General features: G+C 68.7%; 20 protein-coding genes. 11 read left to right on the forward strand and 9 right to left on the reverse strand.

The features are described 5' to 3' along the window. Nucleotides 1-44: 44 nt before the first annotated feature. The 4 genes from ASE58_RS04390 to ASE58_RS04405 all read left to right on the forward strand — a co-directional run bounded on the left by ASE58_RS04390 (nt 45) and on the right by ASE58_RS04405 (nt 2,792). Entirely contained in the window at nt 45-725 is a 681-nt protein-coding gene (locus tag ASE58_RS04390; protein WP_055818276.1) for a winged helix-turn-helix transcriptional regulator, read from the forward strand. 63 nt (nt 726-788) lie between these two features. Beyond that, nucleotides 789-1,787 (forward strand): cobaltochelatase subunit CobS, encoded by a 999-nt coding sequence (cobS, locus tag ASE58_RS04395; protein WP_055818279.1) that lies wholly within the window; start codon nt 789-791, stop codon nt 1,785-1,787. Nucleotides 1,788-1,988: 201 nt separating this feature from the next. Next, the gene (locus tag ASE58_RS04400) at nt 1,989-2,375 is read left to right on the forward strand and encodes an acyl-CoA thioesterase (RefSeq protein ID WP_055818281.1); all 387 of its coding nucleotides are present in this window, start codon (nt 1,989-1,991) and stop codon (nt 2,373-2,375) included. Between the two features lie 123 nt (nt 2,376-2,498). Further along, the gene (locus ASE58_RS04405) at nt 2,499-2,792 is read left to right on the forward strand and encodes a hypothetical protein (RefSeq protein WP_055758159.1); all 294 of its coding nucleotides are present in this window, start codon (nt 2,499-2,501) and stop codon (nt 2,790-2,792) included. Between the two features lie 106 nt (nt 2,793-2,898). Here the strand turns inward: ASE58_RS04405 and ASE58_RS04410 are convergent, their stop codons facing one another. Beyond that, a complete protein-coding gene (locus ASE58_RS04410) occupies nt 2,899-4,668 on the reverse strand; it encodes an AcrB/AcrD/AcrF family protein (RefSeq protein ID WP_235513534.1) in 1,770 nt (589 codons plus the stop codon). A 174-nt stretch (nt 4,669-4,842) separates the two neighbouring features. Between ASE58_RS04410 and ASE58_RS04415 the strand changes: the two genes are divergently transcribed. After that, nucleotides 4,843-5,262, forward strand: a complete 420-nt coding sequence (locus tag ASE58_RS04415; protein ID WP_235513490.1) for a GtrA family protein — start codon at nt 4,843-4,845, stop codon at nt 5,260-5,262. A 1-nt stretch (nt 5,263) separates the two neighbouring features. Continuing rightward, a complete protein-coding gene (locus ASE58_RS04420; protein WP_055818285.1) occupies nt 5,264-5,986 on the forward strand; it encodes a class I SAM-dependent methyltransferase in 723 nt (240 codons plus the stop codon). A 296-nt stretch (nt 5,987-6,282) separates the two neighbouring features. Here the strand turns inward: ASE58_RS04420 and ASE58_RS04425 are convergent, their stop codons facing one another. Then, a complete protein-coding gene (locus ASE58_RS04425) occupies nt 6,283-7,509 on the reverse strand; it encodes an ABC transporter permease (RefSeq protein ID WP_055818287.1) in 1,227 nt (408 codons plus the stop codon). After that, nucleotides 7,506-8,441 carry an ABC transporter ATP-binding protein gene (locus tag ASE58_RS04430; protein ID WP_055818289.1) on the reverse strand — a complete coding sequence of 312 codons (936 nt, stop codon included), beginning with the start codon at nt 8,439-8,441 and terminating at the stop codon, nt 7,506-7,508. The genes ASE58_RS04425 and ASE58_RS04430 overlap by 4 nt, the downstream gene beginning before the upstream one ends. Before the next feature lie 60 nt (nt 8,442-8,501). Between ASE58_RS04430 and queG the strand changes: the two genes are divergently transcribed. Continuing rightward, nucleotides 8,502-9,566 (forward strand): tRNA epoxyqueuosine(34) reductase QueG, encoded by a 1,065-nt coding sequence (gene queG, locus ASE58_RS04435; protein WP_055818291.1) that lies wholly within the window; start codon nt 8,502-8,504, stop codon nt 9,564-9,566. 22 nt (nt 9,567-9,588) lie between these two features. On the opposite strand, the gene ASE58_RS04440 is transcribed toward queG, so the two are convergent. Together ASE58_RS04440 and ASE58_RS04445 are read right to left on the reverse strand one after the other, a co-directional pair. After that, nucleotides 9,589-10,248: a peptidoglycan-binding protein gene (locus ASE58_RS04440; protein ID WP_055818293.1), complete on the reverse strand. Its 660-nt coding sequence runs from the start codon at nt 10,246-10,248 to the stop codon at nt 9,589-9,591. A 70-nt stretch (nt 10,249-10,318) separates the two neighbouring features. Beyond that, nucleotides 10,319-10,660, reverse strand: coding sequence for a hypothetical protein (locus tag ASE58_RS04445; RefSeq protein WP_055818296.1), 342 nt, complete (start codon nt 10,658-10,660; stop codon nt 10,319-10,321). Between the two features lie 99 nt (nt 10,661-10,759). Here ASE58_RS04445 and ASE58_RS04450 point away from each other — a divergent pair, with 99 nt between their 5' ends. Then, nucleotides 10,760-11,785, forward strand: coding sequence for a glycosyltransferase family 2 protein (locus ASE58_RS04450; RefSeq protein ID WP_055758182.1), 1,026 nt, complete (start codon nt 10,760-10,762; stop codon nt 11,783-11,785). 55 nt (nt 11,786-11,840) lie between these two features. On the opposite strand, the gene ASE58_RS04455 is transcribed toward ASE58_RS04450, so the two are convergent. Together ASE58_RS04455 and cobT are read right to left on the reverse strand one after the other, a co-directional pair. Further along, the gene (locus ASE58_RS04455; protein WP_055818298.1) at nt 11,841-12,107 is read right to left on the reverse strand and encodes a ribbon-helix-helix domain-containing protein; all 267 of its coding nucleotides are present in this window, start codon (nt 12,105-12,107) and stop codon (nt 11,841-11,843) included. After that, nucleotides 12,104-13,933, reverse strand: a complete 1,830-nt coding sequence (cobT, locus tag ASE58_RS04460; RefSeq protein WP_055818300.1) for a cobaltochelatase subunit CobT — start codon at nt 13,931-13,933, stop codon at nt 12,104-12,106. The genes ASE58_RS04455 and cobT overlap by 4 nt, the downstream gene beginning before the upstream one ends. Nucleotides 13,934-14,049: 116 nt before the next feature. Between cobT and ASE58_RS04465 the strand changes: the two genes are divergently transcribed. The 3 genes from ASE58_RS04465 to ASE58_RS04475 all read left to right on the forward strand — a co-directional run bounded on the left by ASE58_RS04465 (nt 14,050) and on the right by ASE58_RS04475 (nt 18,049). Beyond that, nucleotides 14,050-14,496 (forward strand): hypothetical protein, encoded by a 447-nt coding sequence (locus ASE58_RS04465; RefSeq protein WP_055818302.1) that lies wholly within the window; start codon nt 14,050-14,052, stop codon nt 14,494-14,496. Nucleotides 14,497-14,597: 101 nt separating this feature from the next. After that, nucleotides 14,598-16,691, forward strand: coding sequence for a TonB-dependent receptor (locus tag ASE58_RS04470; protein WP_082467656.1), 2,094 nt, complete (start codon nt 14,598-14,600; stop codon nt 16,689-16,691). Then, a complete protein-coding gene (locus ASE58_RS04475; RefSeq protein WP_055818305.1) occupies nt 16,688-18,049 on the forward strand; it encodes a PepSY-associated TM helix domain-containing protein in 1,362 nt (453 codons plus the stop codon). Before ASE58_RS04470 ends, ASE58_RS04475 begins: the two co-directional genes overlap by 4 nt. 2 nt (nt 18,050-18,051) lie before the next feature. Here ASE58_RS04475 and ASE58_RS04480 read toward each other — a convergent pair whose 3' ends face one another. Together ASE58_RS04480 and ASE58_RS04485 are read right to left on the reverse strand one after the other, a co-directional pair. Beyond that, nucleotides 18,052-19,029, reverse strand: a complete 978-nt coding sequence (locus tag ASE58_RS04480) for a haloacid dehalogenase-like hydrolase (protein WP_055818307.1) — start codon at nt 19,027-19,029, stop codon at nt 18,052-18,054. Continuing rightward, nucleotides 19,029-21,077: a phosphocholine-specific phospholipase C gene (locus tag ASE58_RS04485; RefSeq protein WP_055818309.1), complete on the reverse strand. Its 2,049-nt coding sequence runs from the start codon at nt 21,075-21,077 to the stop codon at nt 19,029-19,031. Before ASE58_RS04485 ends, ASE58_RS04480 begins: the two co-directional genes overlap by 1 nt. Between the last annotated feature and the right edge of the window lie 122 nt (nt 21,078-21,199).

Consider the following 21,199-nt stretch of genomic DNA (forward strand, 5'->3'; position numbering starts at 1 on the left):
TCACTGTTTGTATTGGATGCGCGTCGGGGTTAGAAAAAGCAACGATGGAGTTAGAAAAAGTAACTAAACTGGAAAAGCGGCGCTACGACGATGCCTGTGGCGCGGCGCTGGGCATGGAATATGTCGGCGAACGCTGGGCGCTGCTGCTGATCCGCGAGCTGTTGCTGGGGCCGCGCCGGTTCGGCGAATTGCGCGGCGGATTGCCGGGGATCAGTGCGAACGTCCTGACGCAGCGGCTGACCGGGCTGGAGGCGGCGGGGATCGTCGAGCGCCACCGCCTGCCGCCGCCCGCCAATGCGCAGGTCTATGCGCTGACCCGCTGGGGCCATGAGGCGGAGCCGGTGGTGCTCGCGCTGGCGAAATGGGCGCTCCGGGCGCCGACGCACGACCCGACGCTGCCGTTTTCGGCGGTGTCGCTGATGCTGTCGCTCAAGATGCTGCTGGTGCCCGAGCGGGCAGGGGAGGCGCACGCCCGAGTCGCGTTCCGGCTGGGCGACGACCCTTATGTCGCGACATTGGCGGCGGGGACGCTGGCGGTGGTGCGCGGGGAGGCGGCGGACGTCGACGCCACCTTGTCCGGGGCGCCGCGGGCGTTCCTGCCGGTAATCTTCGGGCGCAAGCCATTGGGCATCGCACTGGACGAAGGGGCAATCGCGCTGACCGGGAACCGTGCCATCGCCGAACGGTTCGTCACGCTGTTCCAACTGCCGCGCAAGGTTGAGTAGGCGGCCCGCTTCGTCCTAAAGACCGCCGCGGCGCATTGCTTCGCGCCCACGCGAAAGGCCCGCATGACCACCGATACCCTGCCCCAGCCGTCCGAGACCACGATCCTGAGCGCACCCGACCGGATGGTGAAGGTGCGGGACATGTTCGGCATCGACAGCGACCTGGAAGTCCCCGCCTTCTCGGTCGCCGACGAACGCGTGCCCGATGCCGATCCGGCCTATGTGTTCGATCCGGACACGACGCTGGCAATCCTGGCGGGCTTTGCCCACAACCGGCGGGTGATGGTGCAGGGCTATCACGGCACCGGCAAGTCGACCCATATCGAACAGGTCGCGGCGCGCCTCAACTGGCCGTGCATCCGCATCAACCTCGACGCGCATATCAGCCGGATCGACCTGATCGGGCGCGACGCGATCGTGCTGAAGGACGGGCAGCAGGTCACCGAGTTCCGCGAAGGGCTGTTGCCGTGGGCGTTGCAGACGCCGACCGCGCTGGTGTTCGACGAATATGACGCCGGTCGCCCCGACGTGATGTTCGTGATCCAGCGCGTGCTGGAAACCGAGGGTAAACTGACCCTGCTCGACCAGAATCGCGTGATCCGGCCGAACCCCTATTTCCGGCTGTTCGCGACCGCCAATACCGTGGGTCTGGGCGATACGAGCGGGCTGTATCACGGTACGCAGCAGATCAACCAGGGGCAGATGGACCGCTGGAACATCGTCGTCACGCTGAACTACCTGCCCGCCGCGACCGAGGCGCGGATCGTGCTCGCCAAGTCGGGCGAATATGACAAGGTGGGCGGCAAGGAAGCGGTCGAGAAGATGGTGCGCGTCGCCGACATGACCCGCCGCGGGTTCGTCAACGGCGACATCTCGACGGTTATGTCGCCCCGCACCGTCATCACCTGGGCACAGAATGCGCTGATCTTTGGCGATGTCGGCTTTGCGTTCCGCCTGTCGTTCCTGAACAAGTGCGACGAGGCCGAGCGCGCGCTGGTCGCGGAATATTACCAGCGGGTGTTCGGTAAGGATTTGCCGGAGAGCGTGGTCGGTAAGGCGTAACGCCGGCGGCGCAACAACGCCGTATCCCCGCGCAGGCGGGGATCCAGGGCCGAGCCGGCCGACGATAGCGTATGCCGCCCTGGATCCCCGCCTGCGCGGGGATACGGTGTGTGCGTGGAGGGCACGCGCCATACCGGACCAAGCCTTCGCCCCACCGCGACTCACATTGACTCCCCTGTCAGCAAGCCCCATCCCCCTTCCATGGCTCACCAGCATCCGCTCGCCGTCGTGCCCGGCGACATCGACCATATGGGGCACGTCAACAATGCGGTGTACCTGTCATGGGTGCAGGACGCGGTCGTTGCCTATTGGGAGCGGGTGGCCCCGGCCGATGCGGTCGCCAAGCACCTGTGGGTCGCGCTGAAGCACGAGATCACGTATCGCCGGCCCGCCTTCCTCGACGATCCGATCGTCGCGACGGTCGTGGCGGAACGGGTGGAGGGTGTGCGCGCCTATTTCTCGACGCTCATCAAGCGGGGCGAAGAGGTGCTGGCCGAAGTGCAGAGCACCTGGTGTTCGCTGGATGCAATCACGAAGCGGCCTGCGCGGCTGGCACGCGACGTGGTGCATCGCTTCCTGCCCGAATAACGATTTCGTTTTCTGCAATTGCGCTGAAAACCTGCGCAGTTGCGATATTGCGCTGCACAACGCACTTCTCCGGTCAACGAACGACGCCCGAGCGTCGAACCTCAACCGACCGGAGACAGACCCATGCGCAGCCTTGCCGCCGCCGCCGCCTTTCGCGTTGCCCTTGTCGTTGCGGGCATGCTGATCCCGACCCTCGCCTCGGCCAACGAGATTGAGCGTGACGGGTACAAGTTCGATTACAACCGCACCGTTACCGACAAGGGTGACACCGTGCTGTCGGGCACCGTCAAGTCGACCGGGGAGCCGTTCCGCCTGGTCGTGCGCGACCGCACCGTGACCGGTGACGTCGGTGGCCGCTCGGTACGCTTCCGCATCGCCAAGCCGCTGCCGAGCGCGGCGCTGGTCGCGGCGCGCTAAACGCGATCCGCCTTTTGGTCGCAACGCCCGTCCCCTGCCAAGGGGGCGGGCGTTTTGCGTTGTGGGTTGGGAAGCCGGGGATAGAGGAGTGCCGAAGCTCCGCCTCCTAGTTCGCTGCCATCCCGGCATAGTCGATCCGCCAAAGCTTCAACGGCGACCCCTTGGGCAGCGGCACCGGCGTCAGCCAGCCCGGCACCTTGCCATGCGCCAGCTGGTCGTAGAATCCGCCGGGCGATCGTGCGCGATAGACCGTCGTTTCCGCCATGTTGGGGCAGGTCAGCAGATAAGTCGCGCCGTGCCGACGGGCGATAGTGCGGAAATTCTCCGGATCGCCCTGAAACGCGTGATGCACGTCGAGGATCGCGTCGCCGTTGCGGTGGTACGGGCCGGTGATGCCGTCATGGTGCGTGGCGACGATCAGGCGGGGGCCGAGGTCGACATGGGTGAACATCACCGCCGCCGGAATGCGGTTCAGCGCCTGTAGCGCGGGCAGGCTGGCGCAGCGGGCACCGGCGCGCAGCACCTGCTTCGTCCGGGCGTCCTGCGGCTTGATGCGGACATGGGCGGCAAGGCCGCGGTCGGGCAGCTTCGACAAGAGCTTGCCGACCTGATCGACAGCAAGGTTGCCGAGCAGGAGCAGCGAGACCAGCCCCGCCGTGCCCAGCACCCGCACCGCAGCATTCTTGCGCGACAGGAGCCACGGGATGACGACCCAGGCGAGCGCGACCGTGCCGGGAATCGCCAGCAGCTGTGCGGCGGGACCCGAACGGATTTGCCAGAACAGCATCGCCACCGCGAACGCGGTGAACAGCGTCGTCACCGCCCAGCCGACGAAATTCGCCGACCGGCGCGCGCGCCATGTCGCGAAGATCGCCCCGATCAGGCCGATGATCGGGCCGGTCACGATCAGCAGGATCGTGCGGCCAGGCATGGTGTAGAGCGGTTTCGCCTCGCGCACATTGTTCAGCCAGGTGCGCGCCAGTTCCTCCGACACGCCTTCGGGCCGGCCGAGGCATTGCGGGAACAACGTCGCGAACGCCGCCGCCAGCACGCCGCCGGCGATCAGCGTCAGGACCAGCCGCACGCCCCAAGCCCTGGGGCTGATCCACGCCAGCAGCACCAGGAATGCGCCGCCCGCGACCACCGCCGACAGCCATACCGGGGTCAGCGCGTCGCAGCGCATGGCGTAATTGGCATTGGAGGCAAAGGCGACGAAGCCGATCGCGCTCGTGCCCGCAAGCGTCGCGCCATAGACGGTCAGCCGCCGCGCCTCCGCCCGGTCCCAGACCCAGCGTAAGGCGACGATGCCGCCGGCCATCGCGCAATAGGGGAGCAGTTCGAGGCCGATGGTGAGCGACAGCGCCGACGACAGCCCGACGACCCAACCGCCGCGCGCCTGTTTGGGGTCGGCGAGGCCGGCGACGGTCCAGGCGAGGCAGGCGAGCTGCCACCCGTGATGGTCGATGCGTTCGGGCATGAACATCAGCAGCGTCGACGAACATCCGAGCAGGAACAGCACCGCGAGCGGCCACGCGACCGGCGCGACCAGCCGCCGCGCCGTTACCGCCAGCGCCGCCATCGCAACCCCCATCGGCAGCAGCGGGGCGATGCCGACCGCCAGCTTCTCGGCCCAGACCGGGCCGGCAAACGGCTTGAACAGCAGGATCAGCCCGGCGATCGGCAGGTCGACCAGCCGCGACCAATGGATGTCGAGGCCGCCGGGCGGGTTCAGCCGGTACTGTCGCAGGTCGTACCAGCCCTGGCCGCCCATCCACGCCCGCACCTGCATCAACCGCATATTGTCGTCGGTGTCGGACAGGGCCAGCCAGTGGACCGCATTCCAGCGTTGCCACAGGAACCAGGCGGCGATCGCCATCCACGCCAGCAATAGCCAGCGCCGCCAGTGACGGTCGAGTTCGTTGCGGCGCGCGGGCGTGTCGGTCAAAATCGCTTTCCCCAAGCCGCCACGCATTCTACGGCGGCTGTCCTGCCATGGTGGCAACACGCGCGCTGTATCGGATGGCGCGCAAAGGACAAGGGTGGCACGCGGGTGATCGCGCGGATCGAACGGTTGATGGCGGACGGGGTGCTGGGGCAGTTGATCCGCTTCGGCATCGTCGGCGGGCTATCGACGGTGATTTATTCGGCGGTATATCTGCCGCTGGTCTATTATGTCCTGCCCGCCGGCTATGCCTTTGTCGCGGTCATTCCCGCGTTCGTCGTTGCCGCCGCCTTTGGCTGGGTGGCGCATGGCCGCTGGAGCTTTCAGGGGCACGGCACGCGCACCGGGGGTGCTGAACAGCCGATCAAGTTCCTGGTGGTGCAGGGGTTCGGCATGGTGCTGAACGGCCTCTTCACCTACGGCATGGTCGATCTGGCCGGGCTGGCCGACTGGACGCCGCTGATCCCCGCCGTGCTGGTGACGCCGTTCGCCACCTTCGCGCTCAATCGTTCATGGGTATTCAGATAAGATGGACCGCATCGTTTACGACCGCATGGCGGCACACGACTCGACGCATTGGTGGTATCGTGCCCGCCGCGAGATCCTGGCCGATTATGTCGAGCGCTATGCCGGATTGAAGCCCGGCGCGCGCATCCTCGAGATCGGCTGCGGCACCGGGCACAACCTGCCGATGCTGGGTGCGTTCGGCGAAGTCGACGCGATCGAGATCGATCCGGCGGCGCGGGAGATCGCCAGCGAACGGCTGGGCAAGCCGGTCGGTACCGCCCCGCTGCCGACGCTGGCCGGGGTGACTGGCCAGTATGACATGATCGCGGTGCTGGATGTGGTCGAGCATATCGAGGACGATGTGGCGACGTTCCGCGGCATGGCCGACCGTCTGGCGCCGGGTGGCAAGATTCTGGTCACGGTTCCGGCGCACCAGTGGATGTGGAGCGCGCACGACGTCGTGAACCACCACCACCGCCGCTATTCGAAGGCGACGCTGGCCAAGGCGATTGCGGACGCGGGCCTGAAACATAACGGCCTGCGCTATTTCAATTCGCTGCTGTTTCCCGCCGCCGTCGCGGCCCGGGTCGCGGGCAAGATTCGTGGCAAGGACGACAGCGACGATTCGCCCCCGCCCAAGCCGCTCAACACCGCGTTCGAGGCGATCTTCCGGCTGGAACGGCATCTGCTGGGCCGTATCCCGATGCCGCCGGGGCTGTCGATCGTGACGCTGGTGACGAAGTAGACTTTGGGGCTCCAGCGCGTCGATAACCGTCACCGGACTTGATACGGTGTGGCATTTCGTCGGCGGTTGCTGGAGCATGATGATATGAAGCCTGCCCGTTCGTGCTGAGTGAAGTCGAAGACCCGTATCGAAGTACCCGCCCCAAACGGTCCTTTGATCCCCTTCGACAAGCTCAGTGGCTACTCAGGACGAACGAGTCAGTCGCCAAGAAGTCGGTACCCTGGGTCACGCCCGGAGTGGCGGGTAAAGGACCAGCTCCGCCGACGCCGCAGGGCAAGATCAGTGGCATGGGCGCGCTACCCCCGCCTGAACCACTTCCACTTCGGCCCCGCCGATTGCAGCACGCCGCGCCGGAACAGCCGTGCGCCGACGCTGATGGTGATCGCGACCCACAGCAGCTGCCACGCGAGCGCCGCGACGTGCGGCCAGATCGCGGCGCTGGTCGCGGCGCGGCCCGCCATGGCGAAGGGGGAGCTGAACGGAAACAGTTCGGCGGCGGTCGCGATCCAGCTGTCGGGGCGGCCGATCGCGGCCAGCGCGAAACCGAACATCGCCATCTGGAAAATGGTGATCGGCAGCGACAGCATCTGGATTTCGCGCGGGGTCGATGCCTGTGCGCCGACGGTCAGGAATACCGACCCCAGCAGCATATAGGCCAAAGTGAAATACAGGATGTAGAGCAGCGCGAACCCCGGAAAGCCGATCGCGGGGGCGATGCCCGACAGCCCTTGGGCAAGATCGGGCGGAAGCAGCGCGCCGACATTGACCCCGACCGCCACCCAGAAGGCGAGGAACAGGATCGCTACGCCGAACATGCCGATCAGCTTGCCGAGGAACACCGATTCCAGCGGCACGGCGGCGGCCAGCACCTCGATCACCTTGTTCGAGCGTTCTTCCGCCATGGTGCCGACCGCCTGTCCCGCCAGCATCAGCGTGACGACGAACAGCGTGACGACGGCAAAGGTGCCCGCCGCGCTCTTTTCGCCCAGCGACGTGCTGTCGCGCGCGACGCGGGTGAAGGTCGGGCGCGACAGCGGCGCACCGCCCAGCCCCGTGCGCCGGTCGCGCTGCGCCTGTTCGGCCAGCACCGCCAGATATTTGACGGTGGTCGAGGCGGGGTTGGCATGGATCAGTTGCGGCCGGTCGAGCGGGCCGTAGAGGACCGAGGGCACGTCGATATCAGGGTTCGACAGCAACGCGCGCGCCTGTGCGGCGGGATCGGCGGCAGGCGCGATGGTGGCGAGCGGCGGCAGGCCGCGATCGGTCGCGACGGCGGGCCGGACCCGCGCATCGGCGGCCAGCAGCCGCGCGGCATCGTCGAGCGTGGCGATGGCGTAGATCTTTTCCTTGCCCTCCGCGCCCTGACCCACGGTCATCGCGCCCAGGCTGCCCATCAGGCCGAAGCCGATGAAGAGCAGCGGGGCGAGCAGGAACAGCAGGAACATCGGCGTCATCACCGTCGCGGTGAAATCGCGCCGGGCGATGGTCAGCGTCTGGCGGATCAGCTTGGCAGGCGCGCTCATGCCGCATCCTCCCGCGCGGCGTCGCCGACGATGCGGACGAAGGCGTCGTGCAGCCCCGGCCGCTCGATCGACAGCCCAGAAATACCATAGCCCGCGTCGATCAACCGCACCAGCGTCCCCTCTATCCCGTCGGCGGGCAGCGTGAAGCGCCAGCCGCCGCGATCCTCCTGCGCATCGGCGGGCAGCAGGCCTGCGATGCCGGGGGCGGGGTGGTGCGGCACATAGTGCGCCTTCATCGGCAGCAGCGCGCGGGCATCGTCCACCGTCCCTTCGAACCGGCGACGGCCGCCTGCGATGACGCACAGCCGGTCGCACAGCCGTTCGGCATGGGCCATGACGTGCGTCGAAAACAGGATGGTCGCCCCCCGGTCGCGCTCGGCTCGGATCAGCGCCTCCAGCCGTTCCTGGTTGACCGGATCGAGGCCGGAAAAGGGTTCGTCGAGGACGAGGAAATCGGGCTGGTGGACGACGCTGCCCAGCAGCTGGACGAACTGTGCCATGCCCTTGGACAGCTTGCGGATTTTGGAATCGATCGCGTGGCCCAGGCCCGCCTGTTCGAGCATCGCCGCCGCCCGCTTGCGCCCGACCGACCAGTCGAGGCCGCGCAGCGCGCCCATGAAGGCGATCGCCTCGCGCGCCTTCATGCCGGGATACAGGCCGCGTTCCTCGGGCAGGTAGCCGACGCGATCCGATGCGTTGCGCGGGGACGCGTGGCCGAGCAGCGAGCGACTACCTTCATCGGGTTCGATGATGCTGAGCAGCATGCGCAGTGTCGTCGTCTTGCCCGCGCCGTTGGGGCCGAGCACGCCGTACACCGCGCCGGTCGGCACCGACAGGTCGATGCCGTCGACCACCCTCCGGTCGCCGAACCGCTTGACCAGCCCGGTCGCATGCAGGGCAAGGCCGTTTCCGGCCGAATGATCGTTACGCAACGCTTGGATCCCCTCAACGACGCTCTTTAGCGTGCGCATGGAAAAGCGTAGCGGGGGGAAGTGATCCAAGACAAGGCCATCCCGACCGATATCGTCGCGCGGATACGTACGCAGGCGGCCGAATGCGGCTTCGTTGCGTGCGGTATCGCCCGCGCCGATGCCGCGCCGCGCACCGCCGCGCGGCTGCGCGAATGGCTGGACGAGGGGCGGCACGGGTCGATGATCTGGATGGAGGAGCGCGCCGAGCAGCGCGGGTCGCCCGCCGGATTGTGGAGCGAGGTGCGTTCCGTCATCGCGCTCGGCATGAGTTATGCGCCCGCCGCCGATCCGCTGGCGCTGGCGGGGGTGGGCGACCGGGGGCGCATCTCGGTCTATGCGCAGGGTGGCGATTATCATGACGTGGTCAAGAAGGCGCTGAAACGGCTGGGCCGCTGGTTGGCACAGGAATCGGGCTGCGACCTGAAGGTATTCGTCGACACCGCGCCGGTAATGGAAAAGCCGCTGGCAGAAGCCGCGGGGCTGGGGTGGCAGGGCAAGCATACCAATCTGGTCAGCCGGGATCATGGCAGCTGGCTGTTCCTCGGCGCGATCTACACCACGCTGGACCTCGCGCCCGACCGGGCCGGGCGGGATACGTGCGGGTCGTGCGATGCGTGCCAGCGGGCGTGCCCGACGGATGCGTTTCCGGCACCCTATCGACTGGATGCGCGGCGCTGCATCTCCTACCTGACGATCGAACATGCAGGACCCATCCCGCACGACCTGCGCGAAGGGATCGGCAACCGCATCTATGGCTGCGACGATTGCCTGGCGGTGTGTCCGTGGAACAAGTTTGCAGCAACAGCGGCGGCGAACCGGGCGTTTGCGGCACGGGCGGAACTGGCCGCGCCGCGCCTGGTCGACCTGATCGCGCTGGACGATGCCGCGTTCCGTGAGGTGTTCCGCGGATCGCCGATCAAGCGGATCGGACGCAACCGCATGGTCCGCAACGCGCTGATCGCGGCGGGAAACAGCGGCGATGCGGCGCTGGTGGCGCCGGTGCGTGCGGCGTGCGGCGATGCCGACCCGGTGGTGGCGGAGGCGGCGGCGTGGGCGCTGGCGAAGCTGGGGGACGTGCCGGGCTGACGCAGGATCGGCGGGTCGGGCGTCACGCCCCGCTTTGCCGGCGGACGGCGGCAAGGTCGCCATCGGGGCGGCCCTGCACATGCGCCCAGTCGCGGAATTTCCAGTCGCCGCCCCACACCAGCCCCTCGGCCTTCGCCACCCTGCCCAGCGCGCGGAAGAACATATGGGCGTCGGGTTCGCGCCAATACCAGCGTTCGTCGACCAGGTCGGCGGCCCAGGCGGCGGGCAGGCCGTCGGGGGTCTGGGCATTGTGGAAGCTGAAGCGAACCTTGCTGGAGCCGGCGCGGAACAGGCGGTCCTGCACCGCGACCGATCGCCAGCCATAGACGATCATCGGGCGAAAGCGTTCGGCGCGCAGCCGGGCGATGACCGCGACAACGCGCGGGCGGAAGCGGGGATGGAGGCTGGCGAGCTTGCGCTCCTGCGGCCAGTTGCTGCTGTCGCCGTCCCAGCGCGCCGGGGCCGCGCGCAGCCGGGCGAGCGTCGCGCCACCGGGATCGATCCTGCCGTCGGGTGCGATGCCGAAGCGGTCCTGCGCCACGCGGATGGCCGCGATCAGGCGGGGGCCGGCGATGCCGTCGATCCCGCCCGGCTCGATCCCGCCGCGCAGCAACAGCCACTGCACCATGCGCACATCGTCCGCCCGGTTCGCGCCGCCTTCACCGACCGTCGCCTCGATCATCGCCCGTTCCTCGTTCCATTGCTGGGGGCGGGGACGCTGGCGGTCGAAATCCTACATTGCAAGCCGGGGATCAGCGGGGCCGGGCGCGCGCTGCCGCGACCTGTTCGCGCAGCGCCCGGACGCGCCGGTCGATCGCGGCGGTGTCGGCAAAGGCGGGACCGCCGCCGCGTGCCTGCCGCGCGAGGCGTTCGACCATCACGCTTTCCGCATAGAGCGCGCGCGCTTCCGACCGGCTGAGATCGCCGCGCCGCCGCCCGTCGCGGATCGCGCGGTTGACGTCGCCGACGCCACTGTCGAACGCAGGGGCTCGCGGGGCGGGCATTTCGCGCACGGCGCTGCGACCCCCGTCCCAGATTTGCGCGGCGGCGGGTGCGCTCAGCAACAGCGGCAGGATCAGCAGGATCGCACGCATCGACGTTTCTCCTCGGGCGGATGGTTGATCCTATCGGGTGACGCGGAAACACGCCATCCGGCTTTTCCTGTCGCGCGGCTTGGGGTAACGCCACGCCCCATGATCCGTCCCGCGCTGTCCATCGTCGTCCCTTGCTATAACGAGGCCGCGTGCCTCGACGTGCTGCACGCCCGCATTTCGGCGGCGGCGCACGCGGTGGTGGGTGACGATCACGAAATCGTGCTGGTGAACGACGGGTCGCGCGACCAGAGCTGGGCCGTCATGGAGCGGCTGGCGGCGGCCGATCCCCGGCTGGTCGCGATCAACCTGTCGCGCAACCACGGGCATCAGCTGGCACTGACCGCGGGCCTCGACCTGTGTGCGGGCGAACGCATCCTCATCATCGACGCCGACCTGCAGGACCCGCCCGAATTGCTGGCCGACATGATCGCGACGATGGAGTCGGAGGGCGCCGATGTCGTATATGCAGTGCGGCGCAAGCGCGAGGGCGAGACGTTTTTCAAGAAGCTGACCGCCGCTGCCTTCTACCGCGTGCTCGACCGGGTGACCGATACGCCGATCCCGCTCGACACCGGCGATTTCCGGTTGATGAGCCGGCGGGCGCTCGATGCGTTCCTCTCGCTGCCCGAACAGGCGCGCTTCATTCGCGGCATGGTGGCGTGGGTCGGGTTCCGGCAGGTGCCGTTCCCCTATGACCGCGACGAGCGGCTGGCGGGCGAGAGCAAATATCCGCTGGGCAAGATGATCCGCTTTGCCCTCGACGCGGTGACCGGCTTTTCCACTGCGCCGCTGCGCCTCGCCAGCCATATGGGGCTGGTGCTGACCGGTCTGTCGCTGTTGCTGTTCGCCTATATCGCGATCGGGTGGATTTCGGGCAGCGCGGTGCAGGGGTGGACGTCGACGATGCTGGTCGTCGTATTCCTGGGCGCGGTGCAGATGTTCGTGCTGGGCATGATCGGCGAATATCTGGGTCGCCTGTATGTCGAATCGAAGCGGCGGCCGCTGTATCTGGTCGCCGACGTCGCCGGGCCGGTGAAGGGGCGGGCCAGTTTGGGCTATCGTGCGGGGGATCGGGGTGAGGTCACCGTGTCGCCGGTCTTGCCCGACATCGCCGATCAGGGGTGACGGTCCCGCTTTGACCTTCGTCACGCCTGCCTTCGCGGTAGGGGCGAAGCGGGTATCAGGGTTGGACCGGACGGACGTTGCCCGCCTCGCCCAGCAGCCACGACCGGATCGCGCTGGCGAGGTTCGGCGGATCGTCGCCTTCGATCCGCAACCCGTCGATCGCCGCGACCAGCGCCGACAGCGGCAGCGACCGCCGCGCCGCCGCATCCTCCAGCGCCGCCCAGAAGCCGGGTTCTAGGCTGATCGAGGTCGCGTGGCCGGCGATGGTGATCGACCGCTTCACCGGCCCGCGAAAGCCGCCCGGCGGCGCGAGCGGCTTCACGGGGTGTCGAACAGCGACGCCAGCTGCTCGATCATCGTGCCGGCCAGCTGTTCGGCGTCCATGATCGTGACGGCGCGCCCATACCAGCGGGTGACGTCGTGGCCGATGCCGATCGCCACCAGCTCGACCGGCGACTTGCCCTCGATATAGGCGATCACCTGCCGCAGATGTCGCTCCAGATAGCTGCCCGAATTGACCGACAGCGTGGAGTCATCGACCGGCGCGCCGTCCGAGATGACCATCAGCACCTTGCGATCCTCCGGCCGCGCGATCAGCCGGCCATGCGCCCACAGCAGCGCCTCGCCATCGATATTCTCCTTGAGCAACCCTTCGCGCATCATCAGCCCGAGCGACTTCTTCGCGCGGCGCCACGGTTCGTCGGCCTGTTTGTAGACGATGTGGCGCAGGTCGTTGAGGCGGCCGGGCTGGGGCGGGCGACCGGCGGCCAGCCATGATTCGCGGGCTTGGCCGCCCTTCCATGCGCGGGTGGTGAAGCCGAGGATCTCGACCTTCACCCCGACGCGTTCGAGCGTGCGGGCGAGGATGTCGGCGCTGATCGCGGCGATGCCGATCGGGCGGCCGCGCATCGATCCCGAATTGTCGATCAGCAGCGTGACCACCGTGTCGCGAAACTCGGTATCGCGCTCGATCTTGTAGCTCAGGGACTGCGCCGGGTTGATGACCACCCGCGCAAGCCGCGCGGCGTCGAGCATCCCTTCTTCCTGGTCGAAGTCCCACGACCGCGACTGCTGTGCCATCAACCGGCGCTGCAATCGGTTGGCAAGTTTCGTCACTACGCCCTGCAACTGCACCAGCTGCTGGTCGAGATAGGCGCGCAATCGCTCCAGTTCGTCGGCGTCGCACAGCTCGGTCGCGGCGATCACTTCGTCGAATTTGGTGGTGAAGGCGCGATAGTCGAACTGCGCGTTCAGGTCGGCAAAGGGGCGGTTGGGGCGCACCGGCATCATGCCGCCCTCATCCTCGCCATCGGCCATGTCGTCGCCCTCGGCATCGACGTCTTCCGACATGTCGTCGGAGCGGGCTTCGGCCTGGTCGTCGCTGCGATCCTCGCCGCGTGCCTCGACCTGACCCTCGCCGCCCTGTTGTTCGCCTTCGTCGTCGCCGTCGTCCTGCGGGGTTTCCTCATCCTCCCCTTCGGAATCGTCGCCGCCGTCATCGGCCTGTTCCGGCTCGACCTCGCCCTCGACCAGTTCGAGGTCCTGCAGGATGCGGGTGATGCCGCGTCCGAACGCCGCCTGATCGTCCGTCAGCGCGGCGAGGCTGTCGAGCTGCGTGCCCGCGCGCTCCTCGATCCAGTCGGTGATCAGCGCCATGGCGGGAATCGCGGCGGCAGGCGGCATCCGCCCGGTCAGCCGTTCGCGCACCATCAGCTGCACGGCGGTCGACAGCGGCACTTCGGCCCGCGTCCGCGCCCGCGTGATCGGGTCGGATCGCATCCGCAGGTCGAGCGCGCGGTCGAGATTGTCGGCGATCCCGTCATAGCCCGCCGACCCGACCGCATCGACCCGCGCCTGTTCGACCGCATCGAACACCGCGCGCGCCACGGCATCGCCCGGCGCCGCGCGGGCGTGGAGCGCGGTGTCGTGATAGCGCATCTTCAGCGCAAAGCCGTCGGCCAGCCCGCGCGCCTCCGCCACCTGGTCCGCCGGCAGTGCGCGGGCGGGCATCGGCACCTTGATATGCTTGCCCGATGCGACCGGCGCGTCGGCGGTGAAGCCCAGCTCCACCTCCGGCTCCTCGGCAATCGCGCGCGAAGTGCCGCGCAGGACGTCGCGAAACCGGTCGAGTGGGGATTCCTGTGCCATGCCGCCTGCTTTGGGGATTGGGCGGTGTCAGGGCAAGGGGGTGGTGCGGCCCGTTGGGGCAAAGGGGTGCGGGGAACCACCATGACAACCGCCACCCGCTCCGCTACTACAGCGCGGTGTCCCGCCTTCGCCGCCTGTTCCTGACCCATAACGTACTGGCGGCGTTGGTGATTGTCGTGGCGCTCGCGATGAAGGCGGTGGTGCCCGCGGGGTTCATGCCGATGCTGGTCGAGGGGCGCGTGGTTATTGCGCTGTGTTCGGGGTTTGGCCCCGTGCCCCCCGTCATGGCCGCGCCGGCGATGGCCGGGATGGACCATGGCGCGGCCATGGGTGCCGAGCATGGCGGCCATGCCCCCAAGGACGGTGGCCAGCACGACAACAAGCCGCAGCCTTGCGCCTTTTCGGGGTTGAGCGCGCCGTCGCTCGGTGGGGCCGATCCGATGGTGCTGGCGATCGCCATCGCCTTTGTCCTGGCGCTGGGGGTGCGCGTTGTCGCGGCGCTTCCGGTACGGCGGGCGGTCAGGCTTCGCCCGCCGCTGCGCGGGCCACCCGCTATCGCCTGATCCCGTTCGATGCGTCTGGCAGACGCGTCGGTAATTTCGCACGCGATGGCGTGCGGCGGTGGGTCGTGGCCCGCCGCCTGAAGCGTTCAGGGGTAGTTTTCATGTCATCCATATGGGCCGCGTCGGCGGCCATGCTGTGCCTTGCGCCGGTGGCGCAGGCGCAGGGGCGCGACGATGCGCGCGAACCGGTTCGCGACGACACGATCGTCGTCACCGGCACCAAGGCGGGGGATTTTGGCGCGAAGTCGGGCATTCCGATCGACCGCGTGCCGCAATCGATCCAGCTGCTGGACGAGGAGGAGCTGATCGAGCGCGGGGTACGCAGCGTCGGCGATGCGTTGCGCGCGGTGCCGTCGGCCAATGTCGGCGGCAGCCGCGTGTCGCGCTACCAGAGTTCCGGCCTGAAGATCCGCGGGTTTGTCGCCGACCAGATGCGCAACGGCATCCGCCAGCGCTATTACGAGGATGTCGACGCCTCCGCCCTGTCGAACATCGCGCGGGTCGAGGTGCTGAAAGGGCCGTCCGCCGTGCTGTATGGCCAGTCGGGGGTGGGGGGCATCCTGTCGATCATCACCAAGCAGCCGACCGATGCCGCGCAAGGATCGGTGGCGCTGACCGGCGGCATGTACGGGCAGAAGATGGCGACGATCGACCTGTCGAGCCCGGTCACCGACACGCTGGCCATCCGCCTGACCGGGGAGATCGAGCGGTCGGGCACCTTCGTCGATGTCCAGACCATCGACCGTGAGAATGTCGCGCTGACGCTGGCATGGCGGCCGAGCGCATCGGTGTCGGCGCATCTGGTGGCCGAATATGTCCGGCGCACCACCGCCAACAATCCGGGGCTGCCGGTGGTCGGCACAGTGCGCGGCAATGGCGTGGCGACGGTGCGGCGATCAGTGTTTCTGGGCGAGCCGAACTTTACTGACCTGGTCGCCGACGCACCGCTGATCCAGGCGTGGGTGGCGTTCGACATGGGGGCGGGGTGGTCGCTGACCCCGCGGTTTCAGTATTCGGAGTTCAGCACCTCGCTCGACCAGGTGCGGCTGCTCGGCCCCGTCAGCGGCCAGCCGACGCGAATCCAGCGCAACGGCCGGCGTGGGCGCGAGGCGGATCGCTATCTGATTGGGCAGCTTGACCTGAGCGGCCATGCCACGACGCTGGGCATCGACCACAGCCTGTTGTTCGGGATCGAACACAGCGCCGAGCGCCCGACCTTTCGCCAGTTCGATATCGTCGCCGGCGATATCGCGCCGATCGATGCGCTGAACCCGGTCTATAGCTATGCCACGCGGCAGCCCCGGCTGGCGTTCAGCTTCTTCACGCAGGGCAAGGTCGACGGCTTTGCGGCCTATGCGCAGGACCAGATCGCACTGACCGAGGCATGGAACGTCGTCGCAGGCGTGCGGCATTCGATGTTCTATTACGAGAATTTGCGCACGACGCCGATGGGTACGACGCGCGTTGCCGATACGATCGCGAACACCACGTGGCAGCTGGGCACGACATGGCGGATCGGCGGCGGATGGTCGCTGTTCGGGGGCTATAACAAGGGGTTCGACGTGGATGCGGTCGTCGGATCGCGCAGCCGCGACGGATCGCCGTTCCGCCCCGAAACATCGGATCAGGTCGAGGCGGGCCTGCGCCTGACCCGCGACCGGCTGCGCGCCAGCGTGTCCGCATTCCGCATCCGCCGCAACGACGTGGCGGTGACCGATCCGGCCGATGTGAACTTCCAGGTGCAGGAAGGGCAGTTGCAGGTGCAGGGCGTCGAGGTCGAGGGCGAATGGACCCCGGTCGATGGCTGGTGGCTGCAGGGCGGCTATGCGTATCTCGACGGGCGGGTGACGCGCACGACGACGGCGGCGATGCGGGATGCGCGGCTGGGCGACACGCCCGAGCATAGCGCCACCGCATCGACCCGCGTGGCGCTGGGGCCGGTAGAGCTGCGCGGCGGGGCCTATCATGTCGGCGCGCGGCGGCTGGTCAATGGCAGCGCGGTGACGCTCGATGGCTATACGCTGTTCGATCTGGGGCTGGGGAGCGAGGTTGGGCCGGTGCGGATCGACGCGATGCTGACCAATGTCGGCGACGCGACCTATTACACCGCCAATGGTGGCGCGAATTTCGTCTATCCGGGCGATCCGCGCACCCTGTCGGTGCGGGTCGGCTATCGGTTCGGAGCGCGGTCATGAGCAACGCGCGCCTCTATCGCACGATCTGGCGCTGGCATTTCTATGCCGGGCTGATCGTCGCACCATTCCTGCTGATCCTGAGCATTACCGGCGCGATCTATCTGTTCAAGGACGAGCTGAACGATGCGCTGATGCCCGACCTTCAGGTCGTGGCCCCGGTCGCCCGCGCGCTACCCCCGTCGCGGATGATCGCGGCGGCGGTGCGGGCGGTGCCCGGCGTCCCGACGCGGATCGACCTGCCCGACGCGCCCGACCGCCCGGCCAAGGTGTGGATCGATGCGGCCAGCGGCGAACCGCGCCAGGTGATGGTCGATCCGGCATCGGCGCGGGTGCTGGGCAGCTATGTCTACACCCACACGCTGGTCGGGTTCGCCGATGTGATGCACGGGTCGCTGACCTTTGGCCCATGGGGCGATGCGGTGGTCGAGCTGGCGGCGTGCTGGGCGCTGATGCTGATCGCGTCGGGGCTGTTTTTGTGGTGGCCGCGCGGGCGACGGTCGCTGGCGGGCGTGCTGTGGCCGCGCCTGCGGACCAGGGGCCGCGTCTTCTGGCGCGACCTGCATGCGGTGACCGGCGTGTGGAGCGTCGCACTGATCGCGTTCCTGCTGCTGACCGGCCTGCCCTGGGCAGTGGTGGAGGGGCCGCTGGTACGCGGTGCGTTCACCGCGCTGGGTATCGGGAACGAGGCCGCGCGCTTCGGCCACGAAGCCCCGCACAGCGCGCCGATGGCAACGCTGGGCGATGTGCCGTGGAGCCAGGCGATGGCGCCGATGCCGGCATCCGACCCGGCCCATGCTGACCATGGCGGCGGCGCGCACCACAGCGCCATGGCCGATCCCGCCGCCATCACCGGCACCGATGCGATCGCCGCCAGGGCACGGGCGGCGGGGATCATCGGCGGCTATCGGCTGTACCTGCCCGCCGGCCCGACCGGCATCTACACCGTGATGGTCACGCCCCGGCAGCCGGAGGGGCAGCGGACCTTGCAGTTCGACCGCTGGTCGGGGCGGCTGCTGTGGACCAACGGCTGGGATCGCTACGGCGTCGGGGCGAAGGCGGTGGAGCTGGGCGTACAGATCCATATGGGCCGCTATTTCGGGCTGCCCAACCAGCTGCTGATGCTGTTGCCGTGCATCGCCATCGTCCTGCTGGTCGTCAGCGGGGTGACGATGTGGTGGCGTCGGCGACCGAAGGGGCGGCTGGCCGCGCCGCCGCCGGTCAGCGGGGCGCGACTGCGCGGGGCGATCACGCTGCTGGTCGTGTCGGGCGTGGTGTTGCCGCTGTTCGGGGCGTCGCTGCTGGTGCTGGGCATCCTCGACCGGATCGTGGTGGCGCTGCGCCGGCGGGTTGCTGTCTGAGCTCAGTCGACCGGGCCCAGCGCGCGCCGGTCGACCTCGATCCAGCGCTGCGCCGCTTCGCCGCCGCGTGCGGTGCGCGTCGCGCGCAGGCGGGCGGTGGTGGGTGTGTCGTGATCCATCCACAACCGCACCCCGCCCGAATGGAACAGCATCGCCCAGTCGCTGCCGCTGTCGCCCGCGACCAGCATCGGCCGGCGCACCGGGTCGATACAGGCGAGGATCGCGGCGACCTTGCCCTCCTGCCACGGCGATGGTGACCAGAGCGTCGTGGTGGGGGTCAGCGCGCCACGGGCGGACCAGTAACCGGGCACCGCCGCCAGCCCCTGCGCGATATCGCGGCGCGCGGTGGAGATCGCGCCGGTACCGTCGCGCAGCAGCATCGACGTGCCGATCACCCGTTCGGGCGGGATCGCCAGGCCATAGCGCGGGTCGGAGGCGACCATGCGCACCACCTCCTCCTGCGACGCGCTGACGATATAGACCGCCACGCCCTTTGCCGTCAGCGCGGCGACCAGCGCGCGTTGCGCGGCATAGATGCGCGGGGCCTCGATCCGCTCCTCGATCGGCTTGCCATCCCGCAGATAGCGCACCGGGATGCCGCCGCGGTGCGCGAGCAGTGCGTCGAACCGCTGTTTCAGCAGACCCAGATCCTGCCCGGCAAAGACCTGCGCGCTCCATGGCAGGCACAGCTTCGCATCGAAATCGCACAGCCGGCGGTAATAGCCGTACAGGCTCTCGCCCGCCGCCACCGGGATCGGGCGCAGTTCGGGGGGCAGGCGGTCGATCGACAACCAGCCGCGTTGTTCGAAGAACGCGATGCCCGCCTCCTCGATATCGCTGCTCCACAGCGTGCCGTCGGCGTCGAACACCGCATAGTCGCCCGGCCGCGCCGCCGCGACCGCGCGGTCGAGTTCGGCCTGCGCCGGGGCGGGCCACGGCGTGGCGGTGGCGAGCATGAGGGCGAACAGGGGCAGCGGCATCACGACAGGCTTTCGACAAAGGGATCGCTGACGCTCGCCCGGCCGGCGCGGTCGTGCCGGCCGGCAAGGCGGCGGCGATAGGCGGGGTGCGCGCCATGGGTCAGCGTCACGTCGTACCAGCCGAGCGCCTGTTCGAGCGACCAGCGATGGCGACCGGGGGCCAGCACCTCCTCCGCCGCGCCGCCGCCGGGGGTCAGGCGGCGCAGGCGAAACCCGGCGGTGGGAAGGGTGAGCGTCAGGCCGGCATCGCCGACCGCTCCCGCGACCGGGGGCAGGGCGTCCCCCTGCGTGCCTGCGAAATGGCGGTGGAAGCCGTTCGGCCCCAGCACCCACAGGTCGTAGCGGCCGTTCGCGTCGAAGCGCCACGCCCCTTCGATCTGGTCGCCCGCGCCGACGACATAGCGGCGCGGCGGCTGGTCGAGTGCGTGGCGGTCATAGACGTGGAATACCGCGCCCGCGCCCTCGGCGGCAAAGCGCAGGGTAACGCCGTCCGCCGCGACACGATCGCTCACCTCGAGGCGATAGGGCAGCGGGCGCGAGCGGCGCACGCCCGCTTCCTGCCACGGCGCGGCGGCGGGCGGGGCGGGGGGATCGACCTGCCCCTTCAGCGCGGCGGCACGGCGGGCATCCTCGCCCGGATCGGGCAGGCGCGGCGTCGCATCGTCGCGGGCGGCGAAGTCGAACGCGCTGGTCAGGTCGCCGCACACCGCCCGCCGCCACGGTGCGATATTGGGCTCATGAAAGCCGAAGCGGGTTTCGAGGAAGCGGATGACCGATGTATGGTCGAACACCTGCGAATTGACCCAGCCACCCCGGCTCCAAGGCGAGATGGCGTAGAGCGGCACGCGCGGGCCCAACCCATAGGGCCGACCGCGATATTCGGGCCGGTCGATATCCCTGTCGCCGATGCTCGGCACGTCATGCCAGGCGCCGGCCAAGTCGACGGTCGCCCCGCCCAGCAGCGCGCCATCGCTGCCCCGCGACGGCGGGGCGGGTGGCGGCATATGGTCGAAGAACCCGTCATTCTCGTCGAACATCACCAGCAGCACGGTGCGCGCCCACACCTTCGGATCGGCGGTCAGCGCGTCGAGCACTTGCGCGATATAGTCCGCGCCCTGCGCCGGGCTGGAGGGCCCCGGATGTTCGGAACCGGCGGCGGTGGCGATGACATAGGACACTTGCGGCAGGCGGCCGGCCAGCACGTCGGCCTTCAACCGATCCGGCCCGCGCGTGGTCAGCGCCCGGTCCTTCAGCGCAGGGTCGCCGCGCCCGGCATGGGCATCGCGAAACGCCGCGAAGCCGACCAGCGGGTTGTCGGTGAAATTGTCGTCCATGTCCTGATAGATGCGCCAGTCGACCCCCGCCGCCTGCAACCGTTCGACCGTGGTGGTCCAGCGATAGGGATCGGGCGCGCCACCCTTTTCGACGAACTCGTCGTGCGAATTGCCGATGGCGGGGCCGCCATGGGTACCGGCGGGATCGTTGGTGCCGCTCCACAGGAACAGGCGGTTGGTGTTGGTGCCGGTCTGCACCGCGCAGTGATAGGCGTCGCAGAGCGTGAACGCCTCGGCCAGCGCGAATTGGAACGGGATATCGGCACGGGCATAATGGCCCATCGCGCGCGGATGCTTGGCCTCGGGCCAATGCGCCATGCGGCCCTCGTCCCACGCGCGCTGCGCATCGGGCCAGGCATGCGGCGTCCCCTCCATCCGCATCAGTTCGAACTGGCGGCGGGTGTCGAGGTGGAAGGGGGTGATGGTGCGCGGGCCGTCGGGGCCGGTTCGGTCGACCTGTTGCCACACATTGCCGGCCGGGGTCGGGATGGGCAGGCGATCGCCGAATCCGCGAACCCCCTTCAACGTCCCGAAATAATGGTCGAACCCGCGATTTTCCTGCGCGAGGATGACGACATGCGCGACATCGGCAATCGTGCCGGTGCGCCGGTCGGGCGCGATCGCGGCGGCCCGCGCGATCGACGCGGGCAGCGCCGCCGCCCCGGCAAGGGCGGCCCCGGTGGACAGGAGCGTACGGCGCGACAGGTCGACCATGGAATCCTCGATAGTACGTCGTCGTCTCCGCGCAGGCGGGGACCCATAAACGCCGACGTAGCGGATCAATGCGAAACGTCGGCGGCAATGGATCCCCGCCTGCGCGGGGATGACGAAGGTTG

The sequence above is a fragment of the Sphingomonas sp. Leaf9 genome, from assembly GCF_001421355.1.
In the GTDB taxonomy this organism is placed as follows: Bacteria; Pseudomonadota; Alphaproteobacteria; order Sphingomonadales; family Sphingomonadaceae; genus Sphingomonas.